Below are 26,113 nucleotides of genomic sequence, written 5' to 3'. Positions count from 1 at the left end.
TATTTTACAGGAAGGTCACTTGTCCAAATTAGAAGATGAATATGCAGTCAATACCGCCAATATTCAGCAAGGTGTGCAGATTTTAAAGCGTCGAAAAACACATCTGATGGGGTGGTGTATATTCACAACCAGTTTGGCACTTGTGGCTTTGATCAGTTATTTTCTACAACAGGAAATGCTTTACAGTTGGTTTGGCATCAGCCCAGAGGTCAAACAACTGCATATTCCTGTCTCGGCAGATGCTGAGTTGACACAGTTTGGGCAAGCACCAAATTACTTTTTTAATTTATTGTCTTGGTTTGGTTGGTTGTTTTTAAAAATGACCAGTGCTTTTATTGGCGCTTTTTTTGTTATTTATTTTCTTAAGAAAATTCGCTTCTTTGCGATTCGTTTTCAGTCTTTTATATTGAAATTTGTAGGCTGGATAGTCGCATTTATATGTATTTGGTCCACTCTGACCTATGTTCAATATGATTGGAATGATGAAGCAGCAGATCCTTATGCAACTGCAATTGAGTATAAAAACAGCTTGCATGAAAGTGAATTGGCCCAATATTTAGATCACACCCAATTAGCACCGCCCGTTAAAGCCTACGTGCTGGCGCAAATTGCATTGTTACATTCGCCTACCGATGAAAATGCGGCCATTCCTTATGTGTTGACTTTGGTCGATGCCGAGAAAAGCGATCCTGATTTTATACAATATGGTTTTAGTGCTTCACAATTATGGTCGATGCAGCAGCAACTCTACGGTAAGGCGATAACGCCTTTAGCAAAATCTATTTCTCCAAAAATTGAACAGGCTCAAAAGTGGGGAAATATTTTACAAGTTGTGATTATTTCAGCATTTATAGTAAATGTTATTTTGAGCTTAATTCTCTATTCATTTTCGCGGTACTTTGCTGCAAGAACACGTAGAATTGAGCAAAATTTAAAAAATGTCAGATAAGTAATTCATGTTATTTAAGATTTTTATTTATTATCTAATAAAGCGATTGTATTTATAAATACAAACTGTTTTACCAATTTTATGTTTTTCACTATGATGTCTTCATCAACTTAATTCTCTCCACTGGAGTCGTTAGCAATGTTAGATCAAAATACTTCTGCTCAATTAAAAACACTTTTAGAACGTCTTGAAAGCCCAATTGAAATTATCGCGTCTTTAGATGCTTCAGAAAAATCTGAAAAAATTAAAGAACTGGTGACTGAAATTGCACTGTTATCAGACCAAGTGATCGCACGCTTTGATGGTGAACATTCACGTCGTCCAAGCTTTGCAATTGCCAAAGCAGGGGAGCAACCCCGTGTACACTTCGCGGGCTTGCCAATGGGGCATGAGTTTACCTCATTAATTTTGGCATTGTTACAAGTATCAGGTTACGCACCAAAAGTTTCTGAAGAGGTGTTAAATCAGGTTAAAGGTTTAAATATTAAATCTAACTTTGATGTGTTTGTATCTTTAAGCTGTCACAACTGTCCAGATGTCGTGCAAGCTTTGAACTTGATTGCCATCTATAATCCAGGTTCAACTGCAACCATGATTGATGGTGCATTCTTCCAAGAAGAAGTTGAACAACGCAAAATTATGGCTGTCCCAATGGTGTTCCAAGATGACCAGCATATTGGTCAAGGTCGTATGACGTTGGAAGAAATCATTGCCAAACTGGATACCAACTCTGCTGAGAAAGAAGCAGCCAAGTTAAATGCTAAAGATGCTTTTGATGTCTTGGTAATCGGTGGTGGACCTGCGGGGGGTACAGCGGCAATTTATGCAGCACGTAAAGGGATTAAAACAGGTATTGTGGCTGAACGCTTTGGTGGTCAGGTAATGGATACCATGGATATTGAAAACTTTACTACTGTACAGAAAACGGTTGGTCCGAAATTCGCACAGGATATGGAAGCACATGTTCGTGAATACGGTGTAGACATCATGAATTTGCAACGTGTGAATAAAATTACTGGTGCAGATCAAACAGCGAATGGTTTGGTTGAAGTTGAACTTGAAAATGGTGCCAAACTGGAATCGAAAACAGTGATTCTTTCGACTGGTGCGCGTTGGAGAGAAATGAATGTACCAGGCGAAGCAGAATACCGTACCCGTGGTGTTGCATACTGCCCGCACTGTGATGGCCCTTTGTTCAAAGGCAAACGTGTGGCCGTGATTGGTGGCGGTAACTCTGGTGTAGAAGCGGCAATTGACTTGGCAGGTATTGTTGAGCACGTGACTTTGGTTGAGTTTGATACTAAACTGCGTGCTGACCAAGTGTTGCAAGACAAGTTAAATAGCTTGCCAAATGCCACTGTGATCATGAATGCATTATCTACTGAAGTGATTGGTGATGGTGCTCAAGTGACAGGCCTGAAATATAAAGACCGTGCAACCGATGTTGAGCACACTGTTGAGTTATCTGGGATTTTCGTACAAATTGGTTTATTACCAAATACGGACTTCCTAAAAGAAAGCGCAGTTGAACTCACTCCACGTGGTGAAATTGTGATTAACGAACGCAATGAGACCAATGCGAAAGGCGTATTTGCTGCGGGTGATTGTACTACTGTCCCATACAAGCAAATTATTATTGCGACGGGTGAAGGTGCAAAAGCGTCTCTATCTGCTTTTGATTACATGATCCGTTCTGGTCAATAATAAAAAAGAGCCAACATACACTGAGTTATGTTGGCTTGCTATTAAACTTTTTACTTTTTATAGGAACTGAGGACGCTAACACCGATGTTCCTTTTTTTATTGTTTATTGTTTTCCCCCAATAACTTGGTCAAAACAGTTTTATTTTTAAATAATATTGAGCGCTTTAAATTTCTCCTCTAATACTGCTTTGCTTTCAATGTGTTCAGGATGAACTTCAATGCAATCAATCGGGCAGACTGCCATACAGGTTTGATATTCATAAAAACCGACACATTCTGTACAGCGAGCTACATCAATCTCATAAACTTTTTGTCCTTCAAAAATCGCCTCATTCGGACATTCTGGTAAGCACATATCACAATTGATACAAGCATCCGTAATTCTCAAAGCCATGACTTAACCTGCCACGTAAGCCAGTGAAGAAGCCGAAATATCGATTTCTGAGTTTGGCAGGTTACGAATCAGCAGGGCATATTGCATATCGACATCGGCAGGAATAGGAATATCAACAATATGACCTGAGCCTTTGGCATCTGGAATAGAATTGCCTTTTTTATCCAAAATTTCGGTCAGTACAAATTGAATATTGCCTTGAGGGGTCATGAGTTCCAATGAGTCACCCACCACAAAGCGGTTCTTCACATCAATTTTAATGTAGTCCCTGTGACGTTCTAACACTTCACCACAGAACTGTTGATGATCAAAACGTGAAGAACCTGTTTCATAATTTTGGTATTCGCTATGCACATGGCGACGTAAAAAACCTTCGGTATAACCACGGTTTGCCAAGCCTTCCAGTTGTAACATCAGCGATGGATCGAAGGGTTTGCCTGCCAACGCATCATCAATGGCTTTACGATAAATTTGTGCGGTACGCGCGCAGTAGAAATAAGATTTGGTACGACCTTCAATTTTGAGGGAATGAATACCCATTTGGGTCAAACGCTCGACATGCTGTACTGCACGTAAGTCTTTAGAGTTCATAAAATACGTGCCGTGTTCATCTTCTTCTGCGGCAAACATATCTTCTTCATTACGTTGTAGTAAAACAGGTTCTGTGCATTGATTTTGCGCTATAGCATGTTGTTCATCTGCATCACTATTACAGCACTGGGTTTCATTGACTTGATGCACAGGAATCACATCACCTGTTTCATTTTCTTGAGCTTGGTGCAGTTTGTAATCCCAACGGCAGGCATTGGTACAAGCGCCTTGATTGGCGTCGCGTTTATTCATATAGCCTGAAAGGAGGCAACGTCCAGAATAGGCCATGCACAATGCGCCATGCACAAATACTTCAATTTCCATGTCTGGAACATGATTTTTAATTTCTTCGATTTCTTCTAGGGACAATTCACGTGACAAAATCACGCGAGTCAGCCCCATATTTTTCCAGAATTTCACGGTTGCCCAATTCACAGCATTGGCTTGTACCGAAAGATGTACTGGCATGTCTGGAAATTGCTCGCGTACCATCATAATTAAGCCAGGGTCCGACATAATCAGTGCATCTGGCTGCATGGCAATCACAGGTGCTAAATCACGAATGAAGTTTTTGAGCTTGCTGTTGTGCGGTTGAATATTCACCACAACATAAAATTTTTTACCTAAATCATGTGCCTCTTGAATCCCGATGGCGAGGTTGTCATGATCAAACTCATTATTACGAACACGTAAGCTATAACGTGGTTGTCCTGCATAGACCGCATCGGCTCCATAAGCAAATGCGTAACGCATGTTTTTTAAAGATCCAGCAGGAGAGAGAAGTTCGGTAACGTGGTGAATGCTCATGACAAAATAAAGGCATACAAATAATATGTCTTTATTGTATGGATATAAAAAAAGGATTCAACCCAGTAAATTAGTCGGTTTTATTCTGATAAACCTAGATTTTTCAAAATCTGACAGTGATCAATGGTGGTATTGCTGGAACAGGATTGACGTAGTTCCTGTAACTGGCTTTGAAATGAGATCAATTCGGCAATGTTTTTTTCCACTTGTAAAATATGCTGTTCGATCATTTGATCGACAACTTGGCACCCTTGTTGTGGTTGTTTAATGAGATCAATCAATTGTTGAATTTCGGCAAGTGACATGTCCAAGCCGCGGCACTGTTTGATAAATTGCAGCCGTTTTAAGGTTGCTTCATCATAATATTTATAATTATTTTCGGCACGGTAGCTAGGAATAATCAAATGCTTTTTTTCATAAAAGCGTACTGTATCAACAGGTAATTGCGTTTTTTTTGCGAGTTGGTGGATTAAATAATGCTGCATGGCTTGACCTTAGAGCGAGTCCATAGTTTTAAATAAGCATAATATAGATCAAGGAGTATGGAAATGGCTTGTAGCTGTAGTCATGAACCCGCACCAGTCAAACCCAATAGTAAATTTAGAACAGCTTTATGGATTGCACTGATTATTAACCTGACAATGTTTTTTGTTGAACTGATCGGTGGGGCGTATGCGCACTCTTCAGCACTTTGGGCAGATTCACTCGATTTTTTTGGTGATGCAGTCAATTACGCCATTTCACTAGCGGTGTTGGGTGCAAGTTTATATTGGCGTGCCACTGTTGCGTTACTGAAAGGTTTGACGATGGCGAGTTTTGGCCTAATCGTTATCACAAAAACAGCGTATAGCTATATTCAAGGTATTCCTCCCGAAGCCATTACGATGGGGATGATTGGTGTTTTAGCTTTAATTGCGAACGTGATTTCAGCTTTTATTTTATATGCTTTTCGTGATGGCGATGCCAATATGCAATCGGTTTGGTTGTGTAGCCGTAATGATGCGATTGGTAATATTGCCGTGATTTTTGCTGCAATTGGTGTGTTTGGCACAGGCAGCTTAATTCCTGATTTAATTGTGGCTTTAATTATGTCAATTCTCGGTTTAACAGGCGGTTATCGTGTCATTAAACAGGCATTGGCAGAGCGTAATAGCAGTAAAACTGTGAGTAACTTAGAAGAGTGTTAATGAGTAAAGAGAGCGCTATGCTCTCTTTTTATTTCACTGAATGACTTGTGGCGGCAGATAAATGGTGAATTCATTGATCGGTTCAATTAGTACACTATAAGGATTCAGTTGATCTTCAAAGGAAACCCAATTCAGTCGATCAAGTAAGTCAAATTTTGCATGAAGCAATTGAGCTGGTTTTAACTGTAGACGATCATGCCAAACGCGATAAGTCCCTAATTTACCATCACGACGATGATAAAAACCTGCGAGAGGATGAGTCAGATAAACCAAATGACTTTCTAGATCTGGGAAGCCTGTATAATTCCAAGGGTCATCTTTGGATTGTGTGAGTTGTAATTCAGCATTTGCCCATGCCGACTGGGTTTGCATCTTATATTGCTTGTAGTAGCCGTACTCATCTTGATGACATTCAAAATTGAATACTGCGGACTGCCAAGGAAGTTGCCATAAATAGCGAGGGACAATGAGTGTCCATGAATCTAACGTGGTTCCTAAAAACCAAACGCAACGTTCTTGCGTGTGCTGATCTATAACATAGACGCGGTAATCGGTTTGTCCCATGCTGAAATTGGGAAAAGGAAAAACAGCAGAGCTAAAATCCACATTGATAAATGGCACAACTGACATGAGTACTTGCTCTTTACCTTGATATTCGATGGTATCAAGCTTAAATCGAGGCGGGATGATGTCGTTAAAGCATGCTGGGTCAATGGCATAGGTAATGATTGCAAAATGTTGTAATTTACATTGCACATCAATGCCAGTCGGTTTCGGGCGTGGATGTAAAAAATCTTCAAATTTTAGATTGGGAAAAACCATTGATTTTTTTAGAAAGTTTATTGTAATTGTGGTTATTCTAAGTAAAGTCGCTTATGCCGTAAAGCCATCGACCAAAGATATGTCGATGTGAACATGGCAAGATAAAATTATGTACTGAGTAGATGCATTTTGTTCCAAAACTTTGCCCAAAGATCTAGATATTCCTGTACCACAGTCTGATATTCGTTGCTTTGAATGCCTTGGTAACTTTGGGTGAAAAGCGACCAAATATCATCTTCATGATTATCATCATTGGCTAATCTATTTGTATGATCAACAATACCGTGGCAATCATAATAACCTTCAGTTAAGCGCGAATCATATTTCTCTAAATTGATACGTAATGCTTCGCTATATTTAATCACTTGTAATTCTGCACAGGCTAAAATTAATAGCAAGTGCTCGTATGAGTCTAAATGTGATTGAATAAACTGATCAAGTTCGTACGCTTCATTACATACTTCTTGTTCATTAAATGGATCAATCTCTAAAGCTTGAAGTAATTCCATGAAATAAACCAAATGCGATTTACTTGGAGAACTGAGTGGTAATTGATAGGTGTTAAAACCTAACTCATCAATCAGGTTTAACGACAATAGGTAACGTGCATAGGCCTTCGCATGAATACGCTGCTGCCTATGAATGTTTGGGTGCTGTTCTAGTTGGTACGCTTGATAGATGAGCATACTTAATGCATCGGTAAAGACTTTGACAATTGCGGCGAAATAATTGATATGAATTAACTTGAGCTGCTCAAGTGAAAGCGCTTGGTTATGTAAGCGTTCTAGAATTTTTTGTTGAAATAATGGATGTTGAAGACTGTACTGTTTGAGTGTGTTCACTTGCTCGATATGCCGATGCCATAGAGATGGTTCCACCGAATGCCGAATAAAATTTAAAGCTTCCAATCGCGCATTTTCTGATTGTGTAAAAGCAAGTGTACTCATGTTCGAGATGTCAGATTTTGAATGATTTAATCATATTAAAAAAAAGTTAAATATGCTATAAAGATTTACACAGCATGCTTCACTTTTATTGATTTATTATTATAGAATAGACACATACGAAACTTTACGTATCAACTCAGTCATCACATTTAAATAATGATATAATGTAACTCATATGTTTTTTATTTAAAAAAGATGCCCTTTTTTTATTTCATTTTGACCCACTTCTGCTTAAAGATAAGTTTGGTAGGTAAATAGCATGTCCAAAAAAGACGACATTATTAGTACTGCGCTTCATCTTTTCAATTCTTATAGCTATAACTCGATTGGGATTGATCGAATTATTAGTGAATCGGGTGTCGCTAAAATGACATTCTATAAATATTTTCCTTCTAAAGCGAAACTAATTGAAGAGTGCTTACACCGTAGAAATATGAACTTACAAGAATCTTTAGATGCAGCAATTGCTCAGTGTCGGGCTGAAGAATATTTAGACCATATTAAAACCATTTTTTACTGGTACCACGCTTGGTTTCAGATGGACGATTTTAATGGATGTATGTTTCAAAAAGCAGTTGAGGAGGTTTCCAAGGTTTATCCTTCAACCATGCAACCTGCAATGGAATACAAAGAGTGGTTGACTGAACGTATCCGGGTTGCACTGGAAAAATTAGGGATCACCCAGTCTTTTCAGCTTGCTAGCCTATTGGCAAGTATTTTGGATGGTATGACCATACAAGCTCAAATGGACAAGAATTTAGTTAAAATTGATGAGTATTGGAAACGAGTCTATAAGCTGATTCAGCTTGAGCTTATGGAAGTCTAAATAGACTTCCATTTAACGGATAAGTGAAGTAATTAGAGCAGGCATCTAAATAAAAAAGCGTGAATACCATAAATGGTATTCACGCCTCGCTGATAGTTCCCTGATATTAATATTTTAGCCGGCCCCGAGCAGAAGCTGTCTAAAATATTAATGTTTTAGAGGAGCTTAGAATCTCCTTTCTTATATCGTTTATTATAATTATTATAAAGTACCCTCTGGATTGATTATAAATTACATCAGCTCAACAAAGTCACATATAGAACTAGACAGACCTGTCTGTTCTTGATTCGAATTATAGGTACTTTTGTTGATCTCGACAACACTTTTTAGTCGATTTATTGGAGTTTATGACGAAATTTTGCGCTTTGGGTTAAAAATTGTACATTTTAGGTAAAAATTAACTTACTGAAAAATAAAAAAAACCGAGGGATTTCCTCGGTTTTAACTTGAAAAGAGGATTATTTCTCAACAAATGCGCGTTCAATCACATAATCACCAAGAACACCCATACGTGGTGATTCTTTAAGACCATGTTGATCTAAAAGTGCAGCGACATCATCAAGGAATGCTGGGCTACCACAAAGCATTGCACGGTCAGTTTCTGGATTGAAACGTGGTAAACCAATCTTTTCAAAAATTTCGCCAGTTTCAATGACTGTGGTAACACGTCCTTGGTTTGGATATTCTTCGCGAGTCACAGTTGGGTAGTACACTAACTTGTCTTTAATGCCAAGTTCTTCGAAAAATTCGTTGTTTGGTAACTCATTCAGAATAAGGTCTTGGTAAGCCAATTCAGAAATGAAGCGTGTACCGTGTACAACAATGACTTTTTCAAAGCGTTCGTACGTTTCAGGGTCACGAATAGTCGACAAGAATGGTGCAAGACCTGTACCTGAAGAAAGAAGATACAAATTCTTACCTGGGTTTAAGTCATCAAGAACCAATGTACCTGTTGGTTTTTTAGAAACTAAAAGTTCATCACCAACTTTGACTTGTTGTAAAATAGAAGTTAAAGGACCATCGGGTACTTTAATTGAGAAAAACTCAAGCTCTTCTTCATAATTTGCACTTGCAATAGAGTAAGCACGCATAAGTGGCTTACCATTGACTTCAAGACCAATCATCACAAATTGACCATTTTTAAAACGTAATGCGGTGTCACGTGTCGTCTTAAAACTGAAGAGCGTGTCATTCCAGTGGTGTACGTGAGTAATCTTTTCGACGTTAAAAGCAGCCATGAAAGGTCTCAATAAATTATCAAATTAGAACAGCTTGCTATTCTAATCTAAAATCATTCTCGATAAACTGAATATATTTAATTGAACTTATCAGAAAAAGTGATTATGTCTGAAATTCAGCTCCCCATTATTGGAATTATGCACTCACCGTATCAGGAAAAATTTGGAATTCCACGACAGCCCAATTTGGTTCAAGTGCAGTCTTATATAGAGATGCAAGCGCCTTATAATGATCTGGCTGCATTTGAAGGGATTGAAGAATTTAGTCATCTATGGCTAGTCTGGCAGTTTCATGACAATAAGAATCAGCATAAAAAAGACCAGTTCCGTGCGCAAGTTCGTCCACCACGTTTGGGGGGAAATAAGAAAATAGGGGTTTTTGCGACACGTAGCATGTATCGACCTGCACCGATAGGATTATCTGTTGTACAGTTACAAGCGGTAAAAAAAGAGGGGAAGTCTGTCAGAGTTTATCTCACAGGGAGTGATTTGTTAGATGGAACCCCCATTCTAGATATTAAACCCTATATTCATTATTCTGATGCTGTATTTGAGGCGCAAAGTGGTTATGCGCAACAAGAACCAACACGAATGAACGTACATTGGTCCGAGTTAGCCCTATTAGAAAAGCAGCGATTGTTGGCACAGCAGTTTACAACTCAAGCACGATTTGAAGAATTAGATCAGGTATTGTCATTAGACCCAAGACCAGCTTATCAGGAAGATAGTGAGCGAATTTATAAAATGAAATTTGCTCAGCTAGATGTAAGTTTTGTCATTCAAGGTCAAAGCTTAGAGGTGATTACCTTAGAGTCCATTTAGGCCGTAGTTGCGCTTGAGTTTATCTTGGTACATGTTTTTGTCGGCTTGTAAGCAGGCAGTAAGAATGCCATCACTTGGGTCACGTTGCGCGAAGCCAATTGCTGCACTAATTTGTTTTGCCTGTAGGTTTTGAAGGATTCGTTTTTGGTGAGCTTGGGAAGATTCTAAGTCATTTTCTACGGTTAATATTGCAAATTCATCTCCACCCAGACGTGCAATGATATCGGTATTACGGCAACTTTCAGTTAAAACGACCGCTGTTTGACGAATGAGTTCATCACCAGCCGCATGTCCGTGCATATCATTTATGAATTTGAGATCGTTTAAATCTAACATAAATACTGTGGCGGGATGTCCATAGAGTTGGCAGCGTTCTTCTTCAGCAAGGATAAACTGATCCCAAGCCCGACGGTTATACAGACCTGTGAGTGGATCACGGAGTGCTTCGGCTTGTAAACGTTCATTTTTACGCGTCTGCTCAATTTCTCTCAGTTCAGTTTGTAAGATTTGACTGAGTAAATCTCCCAGTAACTCAATTAAATTTTGTTCTTCTTTAAGGCTCTCAGATTTTGGTTCTGGATCAATCGCGCATAAAGTTCCAAATAGGCTGCCATCTTCTTTGGTTAGGGGTTGACCGATATAGGCTTTAATTTTGAGTTGCTGTGCAATGGGTGCTTGGTGATAAGCGGGGATATCATCGGATAGCGGGGCAATTTTAGGACCATTGCTCAAGACCATCTGAGAACAAAATGAATCGGCCCAATTAAAGACTTGCCCTGCATGTATATCATAAGCATGATCTTCTGTTTGTAAGATAATCCAGTCGTCACCTTCAACACGGGTAATCATCCAAAGACCAAAACCAAAGCGTTGATATAAAAAATTAAGAACAGCCTGTCCTGCATCATGAAAGCTTTTAAAACCAATGTCGTTCATTGCACGAACCTTTGACAACAGAAAATAAGGAAATAAGTTCAGCTATTATTTTAAGTGATTCTTAATTAATAATTGGTTGTATCACACCATAATACAAAAATGAATCGATTTAAAATGCGATTTAAGTCTCATTTAAAATAATTAATGTGTAACATATTGATTATTAATATTTTTATAAAATAAAGGATTTTGCCAAATGTGAGTTTAAATCCTGCTTTTAATGGAATAGGGTGAATAATATACATAGAATTATTTAAGAAATCATCCACCATAAAATCAAAATAAAAACCAGCATATGTAAAATTTGAGCAGGTGCAAAGGCTAGGGCATATTTACGTCCTCCTGTGAGGCTTGCATTAATAGATTTGGCGATTGCATGGGCTACCATTCCTAAAATGAGGGCATAGACAAGCGTATGATTGGAGGGATCCCCTTGTACAACAATTGCAGCCATTGCTGCATGGATTTCAAATAAAGATGCTAAAAGCGTCCCTATAATTAAGCCTGCATCGCCTAAAAGTAAACTTAACCCATAAACGACTGCCTGAATAATTGTGAGTGTTGCTGCAATAATTGCAGCTTCTTTCAGGCTAAACATGCGCCCATCCGGATGTTCTGTTGGAGTAGTGGGTTTAGTTTTACGCATGAGCCACAGTCCCCACAGTATCAGAATACTCATGGCTACGAATGCCGGCAGAATAATGAGCTTGAACCAACTTAAATTAATCCCTGCGACGATGAGGAGGAGTTGTAAAAGGGTAGCTACGCAAGATAGTAATGCAGCACCTGCATTGGGCACTGCTTCCGCACGTCCTGCACGCACTTCCATACCTAAGCTGGCAATAGTGGCTGTACTTGATACAAAACCAGAGGCTAATGCAGACAAAATGAGTGCATTCTGGGCAGAGAGTAAGCGTTTTGCAATATGAGCAAGTGCTTGAACAGCAAGAATTAAAGCCAGTAGTTTAAGAATAATGTGAGGGTTTAATACTGGACCCCAAAGTGGCGTGTTGGGCGTTAGCGGCAATGCAACCAAAATCAGAGCCAGTAAGAATAGACCATCTCGAAATTCGCGCTCTGTTATCCATTGACTAGCAAAGCCATGAATTGGGTGTTTTAGCATTAAAATGATGGTGAGTATGACCGATAATCCTGCTGCGAAAGGTGCATGCCATATACAAAGTGCCCCGATAAAATAAGTCATCACAAAGGCTAATTCAGTTGTTACACCTGGGTCATCTATTTGGTTGCGAAGTGAAAATACCGTTATTGCCCCAATAATCATGGCACCCACAATACCAATGATCGGGCCCAAGGAAAAACACAGTGCGCCCATCAAGGCACAGATGGCAAAAGAACGTACACCTGCAAAACTGTTTGGGTTTTCACGTTGTTTGCTTCTTTCTCGCTCTAATCCAATAACTAAGCCGCAGCCCAAAGCAACTGCCATCATTGTTAACAGTTCTTGAAAGGATGCCTGTTCTAAGGCCAGATTGAAGAGGAGATTAGACATGAGTAATTTAAACCTTGTTATTGTTGATCTATATTTATGTGAATAATGGATTTTTTATACTTTTCCCCTAACTGAGGATATTTTATTCTTTATACCATAATTCAGACAGAAATTATGAACTAACTCACCGAGATTAAAAAAAATCAATCTGGAGATATCAATATATTAATCAGTAGTTTTAATGATTTAAGTCGATAAACATCCTAGAAATAAAGTCTGTTATAGTGTCGCTAGAAATTGAGGCTTAGAATAATGAATTTTAATTTTGAAATTGATACGACTTGGTGTTTAGAGCAATTATTTAAAGATGGCCGCATTGATGAGCGTGAAAAAATATTAGTACAAACTACACACCGTCAGCGTGAGCAACTTAAATGGCATCCTTTACAATGGATTGCAAATTTTAATTTAAGAGATCAGCTTCACCCTCAAGCGACTTTATCCTTGAATCGTTTAATGCAATGGTTGGCAGATAAGTCTAATCTCCCTTTATATGTGATTGATCCACTCAAAGCAGATGTGGGTGCGCTGACCAATGTAATGTCGCAAGAGTTTGCTGTTCGTAACAGAATTCTTGCAGTAGAAGTGAAAGCGGATGAAATTTTAATTGCGACGGATCAGCCGTATAAAACGGAATGGGTTGGTAATCTAGAGCGCAGTTTATTGCCTAAAAAGATTCGACGGGTGTTGCTCAGTCCAGATCAGTTACAGCGTTATTTGGTTGAATATTATCAAGTGAGTCGTGCGGTATCGAACTCGCAGAAGTCTGGTACTCATGATCGTGAAAATAAGGGTGTGGAAGCTTTATTACAATTAGGCGACACGCAAAATCCAGATGCGAATGATCAGCATATTGTGAAATTGGTCGATTGGATTTTGCAGTTTGCATTTGAACAAAGTGCCAGTGATATTCACATGGAACCGCGTAAAGATACGGGTAAAGTCCGTTTTCGTATTGATGGAGTGTTACATACCATTTACAACATGCCTGCCAATACCCTGACGGCGGTGATTTCTCGAATTAAGATTTTGGGTCGAATGAATGTCGCGGAAAAGCGTAAACCACAAGATGGACGTTTAAAAACCCGTACACCTAAAGGACAAGAAACTGAATTACGTTTATCCACTTTACCTACAGCGTTTGGTGAAAAGTTGGTGATGCGTATTTTTGATCCTGAAGTTTTGGTGCGTAGTTTTGAGCAATTAGGTTTTGAAGGCGGCTTGTTAAGCGATTGGCAAAGTTTAACCTCACATAGTCATGGCATTATTTTGGTGACAGGACCAACAGGTTCGGGCAAAACCACGACTTTATATTCTTCCATGAAGAAGTTAGCAACGGATCAAGTGAATGTATGTACCATTGAAGATCCGATTGAAATGCTGGAACCGAGTTTTAACCAAATGCAGGTGAACACTGCCATTGAGCTGGGTTTTGCTGATGGCGTGCGCGCACTCATGCGTCAAGACCCCGATATTATTATGGTGGGGGAAATCCGTGACCACGATACAGCCAATATGGCAATTCAGGCGGCATTAACGGGTCACTTGGTGCTTTCAACACTACATACCAATGATGCGCCATCGAGCTTGACCCGTTTACATGATTTAGGTGTGCAACCGTTTTTGACTGCTGCAACAATTCTTGGTGTGTTAGCACAGCGCTTGGTACGTCAACTTTGTCCACATTGTAAAAAAGAAAGTCATATCAATGAAAATGAATGGGAACATTTAACGTTTGATTACATTATGGAAATGCCCGAAAAAGTTTATAGCGCTGTCGGTTGTGAAGCATGTCGTCATACAGGATATAAAGGTCGTGTCGGTATTTACGAATTTATGCCGCTTAGTTTAACCACCAAGCAATTGATTGGTGCAAATGCAAATTTAAATGAGTTGCGTCAACAGGCGAAAAAAGAAGGCATTGAACCTTTACGTATTGCGGGTGCACGTAAAGTGATTGCGGGCATGACCACTTTAGAAGAAGTGTTAAGAGTCGTGCCATTGAATTAGGACTTGTTGGTGATTCATTTGATTCAAATGAATCACCGTACTTGATTGTTCGGTCTAGGTTTTGCTCATTGTGTTGAAATATGCTGCATTGAGCCCATCTTAAGATTCAACTCATGTTATTTTGTTTTAATTGCATTAACCAAATCAAGACATGAATATGTGAGGGTGAAGTAATGAATGTAATTTCTAAAATAGCAGTAAGTGCAGCTTTGGTAGTTACAGTGAGTAGTTTTGCGCTTGCCAATCCAGCAGTAGTGAATCAGCAGGCGATTGCTCCAACACAAATTACCGTCAAGCAGGCATTAACATTAAAAGATGACACGCCCGTAAAACTGAAAGGCTATGTTATCAAGGCTTTGGGTGATGAGAAATATCAGTTCCAAGACCAGACGGGCAGTATTACGGTCGATATTGATGATGAATTATGGCGTGGTCAGCCCGTATCGGCAAAAACACCAGTTACACTAACAGGTGAAGTGGATATTGATTATCTCCCAACCAAACGTGTTGAAATTGATGTTGATACTTTAACTTTTTAATCAGACATCCATTGAACTGAAGCCACATGCAAAACATGTGGCTTTTGCATTTTAAACCAGATCAAGGCATGCTGAGATTGAGTACCTAATGTGAGTACATGATGCGTATATTATTAGCTGAAGATGATCATTCCCAAGCCGAGAGTATTAAAACTTGGTTAGAAATGGATGGTTATAGTGTGGATTGGGTTGACCGTGGAGACTACGCTATTCATGCCATACAACAGCATCAATATGACTGTGTTTTGTTGGATCGAGGTTTACCGCAAGCCACGGGAGATGACATTCTTAAAACCATCAGAAAACGCCAGCAAGATATTCCAGTCATTTTTATTACGGCAAGAGACAGCATTCATGACCGTGTTGAAGGCTTAGATTTAGGGGCCAATGACTATTTGGTCAAACCGTTTAGTTTGGAAGAATTATCAGCGCGAGTCCGTGCACAATTACGTTTGCAGCAATCATCTACAGGTCAGTATTTATCTTTTGCCAATTTACAACTTGATCCACAAGCCAAGGTTGTTCAGCAAAATGGGCAGGTGATTCATCTTACCGCGAAAGAATTTCAGATTTTATATAAATTAATGCAAAAACCTGAACATATTGTGACCCGAGAACAACTCGAAGAGTCGCTATATGCGTGGGGCGAAGAAATTGAAAGTAATGCCATAGAAGTATTTATTTATCAATTACGTAAGAAAATTGGCTCTAGTTTGATAAAAACAGTTCGAGGACTAGGCTATCGAATGAATCAGGATGGTTAAATGGCTGCCCAACATATTTCGCTGCAAAAGAGACTGGTAAAGACCTCTGTGCTGAGTTCAGTCGCAGCAGGTGTAGTCGCTTTTGCTTTGTTGGTGAGTATCTCAATGTATCAAAGCATGAGTATGCAAGACGAAATTATGGATGAAATTGCCGATGCTTTGCTTCTTGTTCAGCCCAATCAAAATGAAGGACCGCATATCGCACAGTTGAGTGATGAATTTGATCTGCAATATCAGTTGATCCATCAGCAAACGGTCGTGCTTCAATCGGATTCATTTGAATTGGCATCTATGGTGAATTTTTCAAATATGCAGCATGAGCATTTTGATTACGTTTGGTTTCAACATGCGCTGTGGCGAAGCTACCAATCCTTTGATCGGGATACCCAGATGCAGGTGGTGATTTATCAACCCATGCAAGTTCGTTTTGAAAATGTCTTGAGTAGTTTTGCTGTATATGCGGTTTTGTTAATGGTCTTGTGGTTGTTGCAATGGTTGTTTGCACATTTCGCGATTGCACGTCAGTTTAAAGTCATGCAAATGTTATCTAAAAAAATAGCGGATAAAAGTGCGCAGGACTTAACGCCAATTACGCAGAATGCCCCCATCATTGATGAGCTTCAGCCGATTATTTTGCAATTGAATCAGTTATTACAACGTTTAGATCAATCATTACAAGCAGAGCAGCGCTTTACCGCAGATGCTTCGCATGAATTACGTTCACCGCTTTCTGCAATTCAGTTACGCTTACAAGTACTCCAACGAAAATATCAAGATCAGCCTCAATTTATGCAGGAATTACAACAAATTCAGCAAGATGTCAGTCGTGGTACCCAAGTCCTAGAAAACCTCTTGCTTCTCGCGCGTTTAGATCCGACAGAAACGGCAGATTTTCCGCTATCATCGCTTAATTTAAGCCAACTGGTGATGGACGTCTGGAACAGTTTGGAAATATTTAGGCAGCAGAAGCAGATCCAAGTGGTGTCTAATTTGGAGCCCTGTTGGATTGAGGTAAATCCTGAGTTAATGACGGTTTGCTTACGTAATCTTTTGGATAATGCCATACGTTATAGCCAACCCCATAAATGTGTTTATATTCAAGTCATGGTCAAGCAACAACAGGTGTGTCTCTGTATTGAAAATGAAGGTGAAGGCGTGGACAGCGATACGATCTCGCGTCTAGGTGAGCGTTTTTATCGGGCTTTGGGCAGTAAAACGACAGGTTCGGGGCTAGGACTCTCGATCTGTAAAAAAATTGTGCAACTGCATCATGCGAGCATAGATTTTTCGGTCTCATCTTATGGCGGTTTAAAAGTAGAGTTGTATTTTAGAAAATTTGAAACACCTGAAATTTGAGATATTGTTCTATTTAGCCTGTAAATAAAAAAGCAGTACGCGCTGACATACTGCTAGTTCCCACGTTTATTATTATCAATTTATTTTGTTTTTATTTCGTGAGAATAAGACGATTATTCCGAGTTAAACGTAGACGATATTCTTCACCTGCATGCATGATGCGAATTTCACGTCCAAGGGCAAAAAGGTTGTTGGAATGTAGCATTGGTAGTGCATGTGCAGATTCAGTGTGACGTGTAAATAAGCTAAAAGGTGCGTTCATTTTTGTTTGCTCCGTGGTGTATTCTTGAGTGATTTAAATGATAATCATTATCGAATAGATCTGTCAACGAGAATTTTAGCAATTTATAAAAAAACTAAATTTACTTACACTGAAGCTACTTTACTGTGATGGAACTTGTTATGTCCAAGCCGAATATTCATGTCGCAATTGCCTTATTACTGCATCAAAATAAAGTCTTGGTTGGATGGCGCAGTGCTGAACAACATCAAGGAAATAAGCATGAATTTCCTGGAGGGAAAGTCGAAGCGAATGAAACGCCATTAGACGCTTGTCGCCGTGAAGTCTTTGAGGAAGTTGGGGTTGGACTGAATGACTGGCATGCATTTGATGTGATTTGCCATGAATATGATGATGTGGTGGTGAATTTGCATTTATTTCATGCCATGGTGCCCGAAGCATTATTAAATGAAATCCAACAGCCATGGACATGGTATAGCCGTACAGAATTGCTGAGTTTAAATTTTCCGAAAGCCAATTTTAGTATTTTGCAGCGATTATACTGGCCAAACCAAATTAAAATTTCTGAACATTTGACTGATTTGGAACAACTTAAACCACAGCAATTATTGTATTGGCGTGTTGAACATACAGCAGCAGATTTGGAAGATTTAGAACAATTATCTGAACAACAAGCCGAACATTTAATTGTCAATCTGCACGCATGGCAACAATTGACGCTGCCAATGCAGAGAAAAGTAGCTGCAATTCATCTTAAACAACATCAGTTGATGGCATTTAAGCGTGGAGAATTACCTGTCGGTTTCCGTTTTATTGCGGCATGTCATGATGTTGTGGCCATGCAACATGCACAAAATATTGGTTGTGATGCCATCATTTTGAGTCCAGTTTTGGCAACAGCGACCCATCCTGATGTAGAACCATTAGGATGGCAACAGTTTCAAGAATATGCTCAGCAAGTGGATATTCCCGTGTTTGCTTTAGGGGGGATGCATGCTGAACTGTTACAACAAGCACAGTCACATCATGCTTACGGTATTGCAGGGATTCGATATCTTTAAAAAACGTTGGTAACTTATTCATAAAATGTAGAACAAGCAGGCATTAAAGTGTCTTTAATGCCTGTTGTGCTTGCTGTACGGTTTTACTGTTATTTTGCTTTTGCCCCGCTTTGGCTACGGCTCCCCAAAGTTGCTTTTTCATGGCTTGGGTTTGCGCATAGCTTAAACCACGACGAGCTAAAGCTTCTGCGTTGGCAGGCTGATTTTTTTGATTGGCAACTAAAGCCAGAAACAAGAAAGTTTCCGCTGACTGCGGTGCTAGACGTTGTGCACGTAAGGCAGCCGCTTCAGCATCATTCCAACGCCCTTGTTTATAAGCTTGCTGTGTTTGTTGCATTAATTGTTTAAAGGCTGGAAGTGAGCGTCCATCTTCAAATTTCTGCTGAGATTTTTGTTCAGGCACCACGACTTGCACTTTTTGCCGTTTAATCTCGGGTTGATCATACGGTGTAATGACCACACCAGAAGATTTTGGTTGAGCAGCTTTGGGCTTTTCGGTGGTAACAGCAGGTTTAGCACTTTCTGGCTTTGGTAGGCTTTGGCAGCCTACTAAAGCCACAACAGCAGCAGAAAGGAGAATGGATCTCAGCATATGCAATTAAAATTCCTTAGTTGGCATAAGTTCCGCTCGAAATGACACGACCTGAATTTTGATCCAAGTCATTTTGCATGTCACTTTCACTCTCGCGGATATAGTTGTCCATACTATCGGGTTGTGCTGGTTGGTTCTGGTTCATTTCCGTATCAGGTGTGTAAACTGGTTCCACTTGGTAATGAGGAAAGCCGCATGCTGTAGCACGACGTGGTACAGCACTCCTTAATAACGGTATATACAATGCACCTTCACAACCCTGAGCCGATAAGTTGCCTGAGCCACTATCGATCCATTGCCATTGCACATCGTCGGTTTGACGTAAATTGACTGGTTTTTGACGTAATTGACTCATGACATTGGTCCAAACAGGTAAAGCACCTGAAGAACCAGTCAGTCCTGTGACTTTATTGTCATCTAAACCAAGCCAAACCACACTGAGATAATTGCCTGAATAGCCTGCAAACCATGAGTCACGGGTATCATTGGTGGTGCCAGATTTACCAGCAAGCTTTAATGAGCTTGGCAAGCTGCTGTAAGCAGAACGACCTGTACCTGAATTCATCACCTGTTGTAGGCCATAATTCACAATATAGGCTGCCGCAGGATCTATGGTTTGTTGCACAGTTAAACTATAACGCTCTAAAACACGACCATTAGAATCGACCACTGAGCGGATTGATTTAATCGGGTATTTGAAACCGCCTGTAGCAAAGTTTCCATAGATGCTCATGACTTCCATCGGAGACATATCTACCGCACCCAAAAAGATAGAAGGGTAGGTTGGAATGTTAGAAGTCACACCAAATTTTTTCAAATGATTAGTAAAGCTCGCAATCCCAAATTCTTGTCCAAGACGAACTGCAGATAAGTTATAAGAATTGGACAAGGCTTGTACCATTGGGACTACACCATGTTCACCACCACTATAGTTTTTAGGTGTCCATGATTTACCTTCACTTGGAATGCTAATGTAGCTATCTTCAATTGGACTGGCCCAGTTGTAACGTCCAGACTCAATTGCATTGAGATAAATCACAGGTTTGAGTAATGAACCGACTTGGCGTTTTGCATCAAGTGCGCGGTTAAAACCAGTAAAATCTTGGGTTGAACCTACCGCAGCAACCAGTTCACCATTTTCAGGATGAGAAACTAATACTGCACCTTGTAAGTCTTTTAAGCGTTTTGGATTATTATTGCTTAAACGTGCAACAGAATTCTTAAATGCAGTTTGGATATTGGTTTGTGCAATCGGATCAAGTGTAGTGAAGATTTTTAAACCTTGGTTGGTTAAATCAGACTCTTGATATTCAGTCCGTAATTGACGACGCACAATATCTAGAAAATCTGGGAAGCGGGCAGGTCCTAACGTTGGTTTTGCTAAAACATTTAATGGGCGAGCAATTTCACGTTCATATTGTTCTTGTGATAAATATCCCATCACCAACATATTATTTAACACGATATCCCGACGCTTTTTAGCACCTTCAGGGTTACGCCAAGGATTGAATAAAGAAGGACCTTGGACTAAACCAACCAAATAGGCTTGTTGCGAGATATTGAGTTCACGTAAGGGTAAACCGAAATAGAACTGTGATGCCAAACCATAACCATTAATAGAATAGTTACCATTTTGTCCCAAATTCACTTCATTTAAATATGCCTCAAGGATTTCATCTTTGTTGTAATGTAGTTCAACCAAGAGCGCCATTAAGGCTTCGTTGACTTTACGCTTTAAGGTACGTTCTGGGCTTAAATAAAAGTTTTTAACCAACTGTTGTGTGAGCGTCGAACCACCTTGGCGTTTTCCTCCAGTCACATTACTGACCAAAGCACGTGCAGTCCCTCGAACAGAAATACCATGATGCTTATAGAAGTTACGGTCTTCAGTCGCAATTAAGGCTTCAATTAAAGGTTTTGGCACATTGGATAATTTAATCAGGACGCGATCTTCATTGTGCTGTGGATAAATACCGCCAATTAATAAAGGCTCTAAACGCGCAATCCCTGTAGAAGATGGTTTGGTTGCACTCACTTCACTAATCTGGTCATTTGCAAAGCTGACTTTTAAGACTTGTTCAGGTTCAATGCTATCACCGAAGTCAAAGCCGCGGGTGTGCACATATAAAGTATCCCCAGTGCTGACATAATTGCCCGATTTGGCATAACTATCCGCATTTTTATAGCCCAATAGTTTCAATTCTTGATCGAAATCTTTTTGGCTAATAGGGGCATTGGTGTAAATTTCTAGCGGACGAGCAAAAACCTTCGCAGGAATATCCCAACGCTTACCTTCAAACTTTTCTCTCACAATATTATCTAGACGAATCAGGTAAAAACTAAATGCTAGAAAAATACCAATGACCAATATGGAGAAAATAAGTGCGAATAATCCTATGCCACGTTCAAACTTCATAAAAGGTGATAAGATCCTGATAAATTTTGCTAATCATGCGAAGCTTTTTCCCAATTTGCAATAATAAATCTGTCACAGATGCGAAAAGCCATATAAATGTTTGAGCTAATCAGGCTATTTATAAGGTTTTTTATTTCATTCGGGTTTAATGATATGATAAGCCAGAATCCTAACGGAGCGATCACATAGGTGCAACTTTCACACAAGTCTTTTCGGAATATTGGATTAATTGGTCGACCAGACAAATCTTCTGTTGTTGAAACTTTAAGCCTCATTCACGATCATCTTATGAGCTTGGGTTTACATCCTGTTTTTGATGCAGAAACCGCCGAGCTTGTCCCTTATAAAAATACACAAACGGTCAGTCGAGCCTTATTAGGTGAGGTTGTAGATTTGGTTATTGTGGTTGGGGGTGATGGTTCCTTGTTACATGCTGCACGTTCTTTGGTGAAATATAATACGCCTGTTATGGGGGTAAACCGTGGACGTTTGGGTTTTCTTACCGACATTAAACCAACTGAAGTTATCTATAAGTTAGATCGAGTCTTACAAGGTGAGTTTCAGCAAGACCGTCGTTTTTTGTTGGAAATGGAAGTTCGCTCCAAGGGTGAAACGATTCATGATGCAATTGCCCTAAATGATGTTGTGCTGCATTCGGGTAAATCTGTACACATGATTGACTTTGAATTAAACATCGATGGGCAATATGTGTACCGTCAGCACAGTGATGGGCTGATTGTTTCTACACCAACGGGTTCAACCGCCTATGCATTATCGGGTGGCGGACCTATTGTGCATCCAAGTATGGATGCGATTTCCTTAGTCCCAATGCACCCACATACCTTGTCATCACGTCCGATTGTTGTGGGCGGACATAGTGAAATTAAAATACTCATTCGTGAAAATCGTGTATTGCCAATGGTCAGTGCCGACGGGCAACATAGTGTTTCACTCAATGTGGGAGATAGTTTGCATATCCGCAAACATCCATTTAAATTAAACCTCTTGCATCCGCCTGGGTATGACTTTTATATGGCTTGTCGTACCAAACTAGGTTGGAATCGTGATTTTGATTCATTGCAACAACAGGATTAAATATGAATATTGAACAAATGCTGGCTGTACTCGATCCTGATATTGTTGGTCGTTTAAAGACTGCAATTGAAATTGGTAAATGGCCAAATGGTGTTGCATTAACCAAAGAGCAACGTGAAATTTGTATGCAAGCCGTGTATACGTGGGAAATGAAGCATTTACCAGAAACAGAGCGCAGTGGTTATATTGATCGTGGTACGAAAGAAGAAGGTGAAGAGTGCGATGATGATCATCACAAGAATGAACCTGAATTTAAGCCAATTCGTTTTGTTTAAGTCAAAACAGTTTTGCAAATAGCCAAGATGTGAAAAAGGACTCTCAATTGGAGTCCTTTTTGTTAATTGTCATATTTTTGTCATTACATTGGAATGGCAGAATTAAAAACGATTTAACCAAAGTTGTTTCGCTTTCAGCATCGCGTCAGGGTAACTTTCGCATACTTCCATGGTATACAAAGCAATGCCCATAGTTTCTATGACCGCAGTTTCACCATATTCATGCTGTTGCTGACCTTGCCAAACAGATTTAAATATAGCCAAATCGAGTTCTTCTTCGACAGGACTTCGGTTGTCTGTCAGTTTAGGAAGCTCGTGTTCATAGAGTTCCCCATTTTTAATGCCACAAATTAAGGTTTTGGCATCAGGATTACGTTCGAACTCACCACCTTCACCTTTAATGACAGCACTGTTTTGATAACCGAGTTTAAAGGCAGCCTGTTGATGAGAGCTACGATAGGCAGGATGAAAGATGGCTTGTAAAGTGGCTTTAGCGTTAAACGGATTAATCAGTCTTGCTAGGGTATGAATTGGTGAGCGTAATCCCATGACATTGCGTAATGCAATCAGTTCACTCAGGATGGGTGAAATAACCTCCAAGGGTAAATAGGCAAAATTACGTTGTTGTAGTTGCTGCTCAACCTCATCTTGATTTTGGCAGATAGGGAAATCTAAATATTCAAGCACTTGTTCGGTATAAACACGATTTAAGGTATGTCCCGCAGCACCATGCATGACAATTTTATAGCCGTGATGAGCTAATGTTAATGCTGCCAATAAGAACCAAGGATAATGTTTACGTTTCCCTGCATACGAAGACCAATCTAAATCTACGTCAAGGGCTTTAAAATTTAGTGAGTCACGTGTTGCTTGTACAAAACCAGCCAATTCATCTACAGATTCTTCTTTAACACGCAACAGCATTAAAAAAGCACCCAATTGCACATCCAAGACTTCATCGTTCAAAATCATTTTGAATGCTTGATAGGCTTCATCATAAGTGAGTGATCGTGCACCATTCTTGCCTTTACCGACAATACGGACAAATTGGGCAAATGGATGCTCAAAATCTTTGTATAAATTTCTTTTGGTTGTCATTTGCTTAGATCACTGTGTAATTTCGTGTTTCGAGGGAGAATGCTTAAATGGATAATAGAAAGATTTTGATGTAAAAGAAAGAAAAATGACGGGTTAGGTATACGACCAATGTCTAATAAAAAACGAACACAATTTAATCGAATTTAAAAATATATGTAGATTTACTGTTCAAAAGTTCGGTAGAATTCCATCGAATAAGGATGACTGTTAAGTTTTTCTTATTAGTTGTTTATTCTATCATATTGAAAATACTCATTTTCAATAGTCTAACTGCGATGGAATCGCGGATATTATTATTTAGTTTAATGAGAAGGTATTAAGACTAACTTAATACCTATAGCCTTTTGTAGTGATTATAAAAGGAATTTTTAAGGGCTGTGTATTCTTAGGAATAGACAAATATTGGATGTTTCTAGTTCTAGAAATATGTTTAGAAGTAACGCTATGGCTAAAAAACCCATCTATAAATCACTGTATTTTCAAGTGATTGTTGCCATCATTGCAGGTATTCTGGTTGGTCATTTCTCTCCAAGTGGAACCCAGATTGTAAATGGTGCTGAACAATATGTCCCAGGTTTAGGCGAACAGCTGAAACCTTTAGGTGATGCATTTATCCGATTGATTAAAATGATCATCGCCCCAGTGATTTTCTGTACAGTTGTTAGCGGTATTGCTGGCATGGAAAGCATGAAATCGGTGGGTAAAACGGGTGGTATTGCTCTCCTTTATTTTGAAATCGTTTCTACAATTGCCTTATTGATTGGTTTGTTGGTGATTAACATTGCCAAACCTGGTGTAGGCATGAACATTGACCCTGCATCTTTAGATGTATCGGGTATTTCTAAATATGTAGAATCAGGTCAGTCACAAAGCACTGTCGATTTCTTAATGAATATCATCCCACATACTGTGGTAGGTGCCTTTGCTGAAGGTGAAATTCTTCAAGTATTGTTATTTGCTATTTTATTTGGATTCGCACTACATAAATTAGGTGATTCTGGTAAGCCAGTTCTTAAGCTAATTGACCAAATTTCGCATGTCTTCTTCAATATTGTAAATATGATTATGAAGCTTGCGCCTATTGGTGCTTTTGGTGCAATGGCATTTACCATTGGTAAATATGGTATTGGCAGCTTAGCGCAATTGGCTCAGTTAATTATCTGCTTCTACCTTACCTGTTTATTGTTCATTTTTATTGTACTGGGTTCCATCAGCCGTTTTTGTGGTTTCAGTATCTTAAAAATGATTCGTATGATTCGCGAAGAATTATTGATTGTTTTAGGAACATCATCTTCAGAATCTGTTTTGCCACGTATGTTGAAGAAACTTGAAATTGCAGGTTGTGAAAAATCTGTAGTGGGTCTCGTGATTCCAACAGGTTATTCATTTAACTTGGACGGTACTTCAATTTACTTGACGATGGCTGCGGTATTTATTGCTCAAGCGACCAATACTCAATTAGATATTTCACATCAAATTACTTTGTTATTGGTGTTGTTGATTTCTTCTAAAGGCGCTGCAGGTGTAACGGGTTCAGGCTTTATTGTAATGGCAGCAACGTTGTCTGCGGTAGGTCATATTCCAGTTGCTGGTTTAGCACTGATTTTAGGTATTGACCGTTTCATGTCAGAAGCTCGTGCTTTAACTAACTTGGTGGGTAACTCGTTGGCAACTATCGTGGTTGCGAAATGGGTCGGTCAGCTCGACAAGAAAAAACTAGATTATGCTTTAGCGAATCCTGAGGAAGTGGATAAGCTTATGCTAGAAGAAAGTAATCCATCTCACGCTTAATGCGATTTGTTTAAAAAAGGAAGCTGCGGCTTCCTTTTTTGTTTTTGCATTGACCTAAAGTAGCCATAAATAAGACAAAAGCTGCACATGACAGATGCAGTAAAATTGCCTAGCATGTCTCATGAAGATTAAAAATAAC

General features: G+C 39.4%; 25 protein-coding genes. 13 read left to right on the top strand and 12 right to left on the bottom strand.

Annotation, left to right across the window (positions count from 1 at the left end; all coding sequences use genetic code 11):
- The first annotated feature begins 19 nt into the window (after positions 1–19).
- Positions 20–949, top strand: a complete 930-nt coding sequence (locus M5E07_RS10785; RefSeq protein ID WP_252219177.1) for a hypothetical protein — start codon at positions 20–22, stop codon at positions 947–949.
- 138 nt (positions 950–1,087) lie between these two features.
- The gene (gene ahpF / locus M5E07_RS10780) at positions 1,088–2,653 is read left to right on the top strand and encodes an alkyl hydroperoxide reductase subunit F (RefSeq protein WP_252219174.1); all 1,566 of its coding nucleotides are present in this window, start codon (positions 1,088–1,090) and stop codon (positions 2,651–2,653) included.
- Between the two features lie 145 nt (positions 2,654–2,798).
- Here the strand turns inward: ahpF and M5E07_RS10775 are convergent, their stop codons facing one another.
- The 3 genes from M5E07_RS10775 to M5E07_RS10765 all read right to left on the bottom strand — a co-directional run bounded on the left by M5E07_RS10775 (position 2,799) and on the right by M5E07_RS10765 (position 4,930).
- Positions 2,799–3,047, bottom strand: a complete 249-nt coding sequence (locus tag M5E07_RS10775) for a YfhL family 4Fe-4S dicluster ferredoxin (RefSeq protein WP_116761679.1) — start codon at positions 3,045–3,047, stop codon at positions 2,799–2,801.
- Between the two features lie 3 nt (positions 3,048–3,050).
- Entirely contained in the window at positions 3,051–4,445 is a 1,395-nt protein-coding gene (trhP, locus tag M5E07_RS10770; RefSeq protein WP_252219171.1) for a prephenate-dependent tRNA uridine(34) hydroxylase TrhP, read from the bottom strand.
- An 80-nt stretch (positions 4,446–4,525) separates the two neighbouring features.
- Complete coding sequence (locus M5E07_RS10765; protein WP_044739419.1) at positions 4,526–4,930, bottom strand: Cd(II)/Pb(II)-responsive transcriptional regulator; 405 nt, start codon at positions 4,928–4,930, stop codon at positions 4,526–4,528.
- 63 nt (positions 4,931–4,993) lie between these two features.
- Between M5E07_RS10765 and M5E07_RS10760 the strand changes: the two genes are divergently transcribed.
- Positions 4,994–5,632 (top strand): cation efflux transmembrane domain-containing protein, encoded by a 639-nt coding sequence (locus tag M5E07_RS10760; protein WP_252219169.1) that lies wholly within the window; start codon positions 4,994–4,996, stop codon positions 5,630–5,632.
- 33 nt (positions 5,633–5,665) lie between these two features.
- Here the strand turns inward: M5E07_RS10760 and M5E07_RS10755 are convergent, their stop codons facing one another.
- Together M5E07_RS10755 and M5E07_RS10750 are read right to left on the bottom strand one after the other, a co-directional pair.
- Positions 5,666–6,454 carry a DUF2071 domain-containing protein gene (locus M5E07_RS10755; RefSeq protein ID WP_252219167.1) on the bottom strand — a complete coding sequence of 263 codons (789 nt, stop codon included), beginning with the start codon at positions 6,452–6,454 and terminating at the stop codon, positions 5,666–5,668.
- A 107-nt stretch (positions 6,455–6,561) separates the two neighbouring features.
- The gene (locus M5E07_RS10750; RefSeq protein ID WP_252219164.1) at positions 6,562–7,401 is read right to left on the bottom strand and encodes a hypothetical protein; all 840 of its coding nucleotides are present in this window, start codon (positions 7,399–7,401) and stop codon (positions 6,562–6,564) included.
- Between the two features lie 259 nt (positions 7,402–7,660).
- Here M5E07_RS10750 and M5E07_RS10745 point away from each other — a divergent pair, with 259 nt between their 5' ends.
- The gene (locus tag M5E07_RS10745; RefSeq protein WP_252219160.1) at positions 7,661–8,227 is read left to right on the top strand and encodes a TetR/AcrR family transcriptional regulator; all 567 of its coding nucleotides are present in this window, start codon (positions 7,661–7,663) and stop codon (positions 8,225–8,227) included.
- A gap of 458 nt (positions 8,228–8,685) precedes the next feature.
- Here the strand turns inward: M5E07_RS10745 and M5E07_RS10740 are convergent, their stop codons facing one another.
- Positions 8,686–9,465 carry a ferredoxin--NADP reductase gene (locus M5E07_RS10740; RefSeq protein WP_116761667.1) on the bottom strand — a complete coding sequence of 260 codons (780 nt, stop codon included), beginning with the start codon at positions 9,463–9,465 and terminating at the stop codon, positions 8,686–8,688.
- A gap of 105 nt (positions 9,466–9,570) precedes the next feature.
- Between M5E07_RS10740 and tsaA the strand changes: the two genes are divergently transcribed.
- Positions 9,571–10,287: a tRNA (N6-threonylcarbamoyladenosine(37)-N6)-methyltransferase TrmO gene (gene tsaA / locus M5E07_RS10735; protein WP_171304962.1), complete on the top strand. Its 717-nt coding sequence runs from the start codon at positions 9,571–9,573 to the stop codon at positions 10,285–10,287.
- On the opposite strand, the gene M5E07_RS10730 is transcribed toward tsaA, so the two are convergent.
- A complete protein-coding gene (locus M5E07_RS10730) occupies positions 10,273–11,223 on the bottom strand; it encodes a sensor domain-containing diguanylate cyclase (RefSeq protein WP_252219158.1) in 951 nt (316 codons plus the stop codon). The genes tsaA and M5E07_RS10730 overlap by 15 nt on opposite strands.
- Positions 11,224–11,476: 253 nt before the next feature.
- Positions 11,477–12,736, bottom strand: a complete 1,260-nt coding sequence (locus M5E07_RS10725; RefSeq protein WP_252219156.1) for an MgtC/SapB family protein — start codon at positions 12,734–12,736, stop codon at positions 11,477–11,479.
- A 252-nt stretch (positions 12,737–12,988) separates the two neighbouring features.
- Between M5E07_RS10725 and tfpB the strand changes: the two genes are divergently transcribed.
- From tfpB to M5E07_RS10705, 4 genes are all read left to right on the top strand, one after another.
- Entirely contained in the window at positions 12,989–14,746 is a 1,758-nt protein-coding gene (tfpB, locus tag M5E07_RS10720; protein ID WP_252219154.1) for a type IV pilus assembly ATPase TfpB, read from the top strand.
- 173 nt (positions 14,747–14,919) lie between these two features.
- A complete protein-coding gene (locus M5E07_RS10715) occupies positions 14,920–15,285 on the top strand; it encodes a NirD/YgiW/YdeI family stress tolerance protein (RefSeq protein WP_252219152.1) in 366 nt (121 codons plus the stop codon).
- A gap of 101 nt (positions 15,286–15,386) precedes the next feature.
- Positions 15,387–16,049 carry a response regulator transcription factor gene (locus M5E07_RS10710; protein ID WP_252223787.1) on the top strand — a complete coding sequence of 221 codons (663 nt, stop codon included), beginning with the start codon at positions 15,387–15,389 and terminating at the stop codon, positions 16,047–16,049.
- A complete protein-coding gene (locus tag M5E07_RS10705; protein ID WP_252219150.1) occupies positions 16,050–17,405 on the top strand; it encodes a sensor histidine kinase in 1,356 nt (451 codons plus the stop codon). It begins immediately after the preceding gene.
- 91 nt (positions 17,406–17,496) lie between these two features.
- Here the strand turns inward: M5E07_RS10705 and hemP are convergent, their stop codons facing one another.
- Entirely contained in the window at positions 17,497–17,667 is a 171-nt protein-coding gene (gene hemP, locus M5E07_RS10700; protein WP_044739433.1) for a hemin uptake protein HemP, read from the bottom strand.
- A gap of 140 nt (positions 17,668–17,807) precedes the next feature.
- Here hemP and M5E07_RS10695 point away from each other — a divergent pair, with 140 nt between their 5' ends.
- Positions 17,808–18,707, top strand: coding sequence for a thiamine phosphate synthase (locus M5E07_RS10695; RefSeq protein WP_252219148.1), 900 nt, complete (start codon positions 17,808–17,810; stop codon positions 18,705–18,707).
- Between the two features lie 43 nt (positions 18,708–18,750).
- On the opposite strand, the gene M5E07_RS10690 is transcribed toward M5E07_RS10695, so the two are convergent.
- Both M5E07_RS10690 and mrcB read right to left on the bottom strand, forming a co-directional pair.
- The gene (locus M5E07_RS10690; RefSeq protein ID WP_116761653.1) at positions 18,751–19,299 is read right to left on the bottom strand and encodes a tetratricopeptide repeat protein; all 549 of its coding nucleotides are present in this window, start codon (positions 19,297–19,299) and stop codon (positions 18,751–18,753) included.
- Between the two features lie 16 nt (positions 19,300–19,315).
- A complete protein-coding gene (gene mrcB, locus M5E07_RS10685; RefSeq protein WP_116761651.1) occupies positions 19,316–21,715 on the bottom strand; it encodes a penicillin-binding protein 1B in 2,400 nt (799 codons plus the stop codon).
- 189 nt (positions 21,716–21,904) lie between these two features.
- Between mrcB and M5E07_RS10680 the strand changes: the two genes are divergently transcribed.
- Both M5E07_RS10680 and M5E07_RS10675 read left to right on the top strand, forming a co-directional pair.
- Entirely contained in the window at positions 21,905–22,810 is a 906-nt protein-coding gene (locus M5E07_RS10680) for an NAD(+) kinase (RefSeq protein WP_116761649.1), read from the top strand.
- A 2-nt stretch (positions 22,811–22,812) separates the two neighbouring features.
- Positions 22,813–23,085, top strand: coding sequence for a YeaC family protein (locus tag M5E07_RS10675; RefSeq protein ID WP_252219145.1), 273 nt, complete (start codon positions 22,813–22,815; stop codon positions 23,083–23,085).
- Between the two features lie 102 nt (positions 23,086–23,187).
- Here the strand turns inward: M5E07_RS10675 and M5E07_RS10670 are convergent, their stop codons facing one another.
- The gene (locus tag M5E07_RS10670) at positions 23,188–24,183 is read right to left on the bottom strand and encodes a glycosyl transferase family protein (RefSeq protein ID WP_252219143.1); all 996 of its coding nucleotides are present in this window, start codon (positions 24,181–24,183) and stop codon (positions 23,188–23,190) included.
- A 444-nt stretch (positions 24,184–24,627) separates the two neighbouring features.
- On the opposite strand from M5E07_RS10670, the gene M5E07_RS10665 reads away from it, so the two are divergent.
- Positions 24,628–25,974: a dicarboxylate/amino acid:cation symporter gene (locus M5E07_RS10665; protein ID WP_116761643.1), complete on the top strand. Its 1,347-nt coding sequence runs from the start codon at positions 24,628–24,630 to the stop codon at positions 25,972–25,974.
- The last annotated feature ends 139 nt before the right edge of the window (positions 25,975–26,113 follow it).

It is taken from the genome of Acinetobacter tibetensis (genome assembly GCF_023824315.1).
Classification (GTDB): Bacteria; Pseudomonadota; Gammaproteobacteria; order Pseudomonadales; family Moraxellaceae; genus Acinetobacter; species Acinetobacter tibetensis.
Note: the sequence above shows the minus strand (reverse complement) of the source record. Positions and strands in the feature narration are given on the sequence as shown.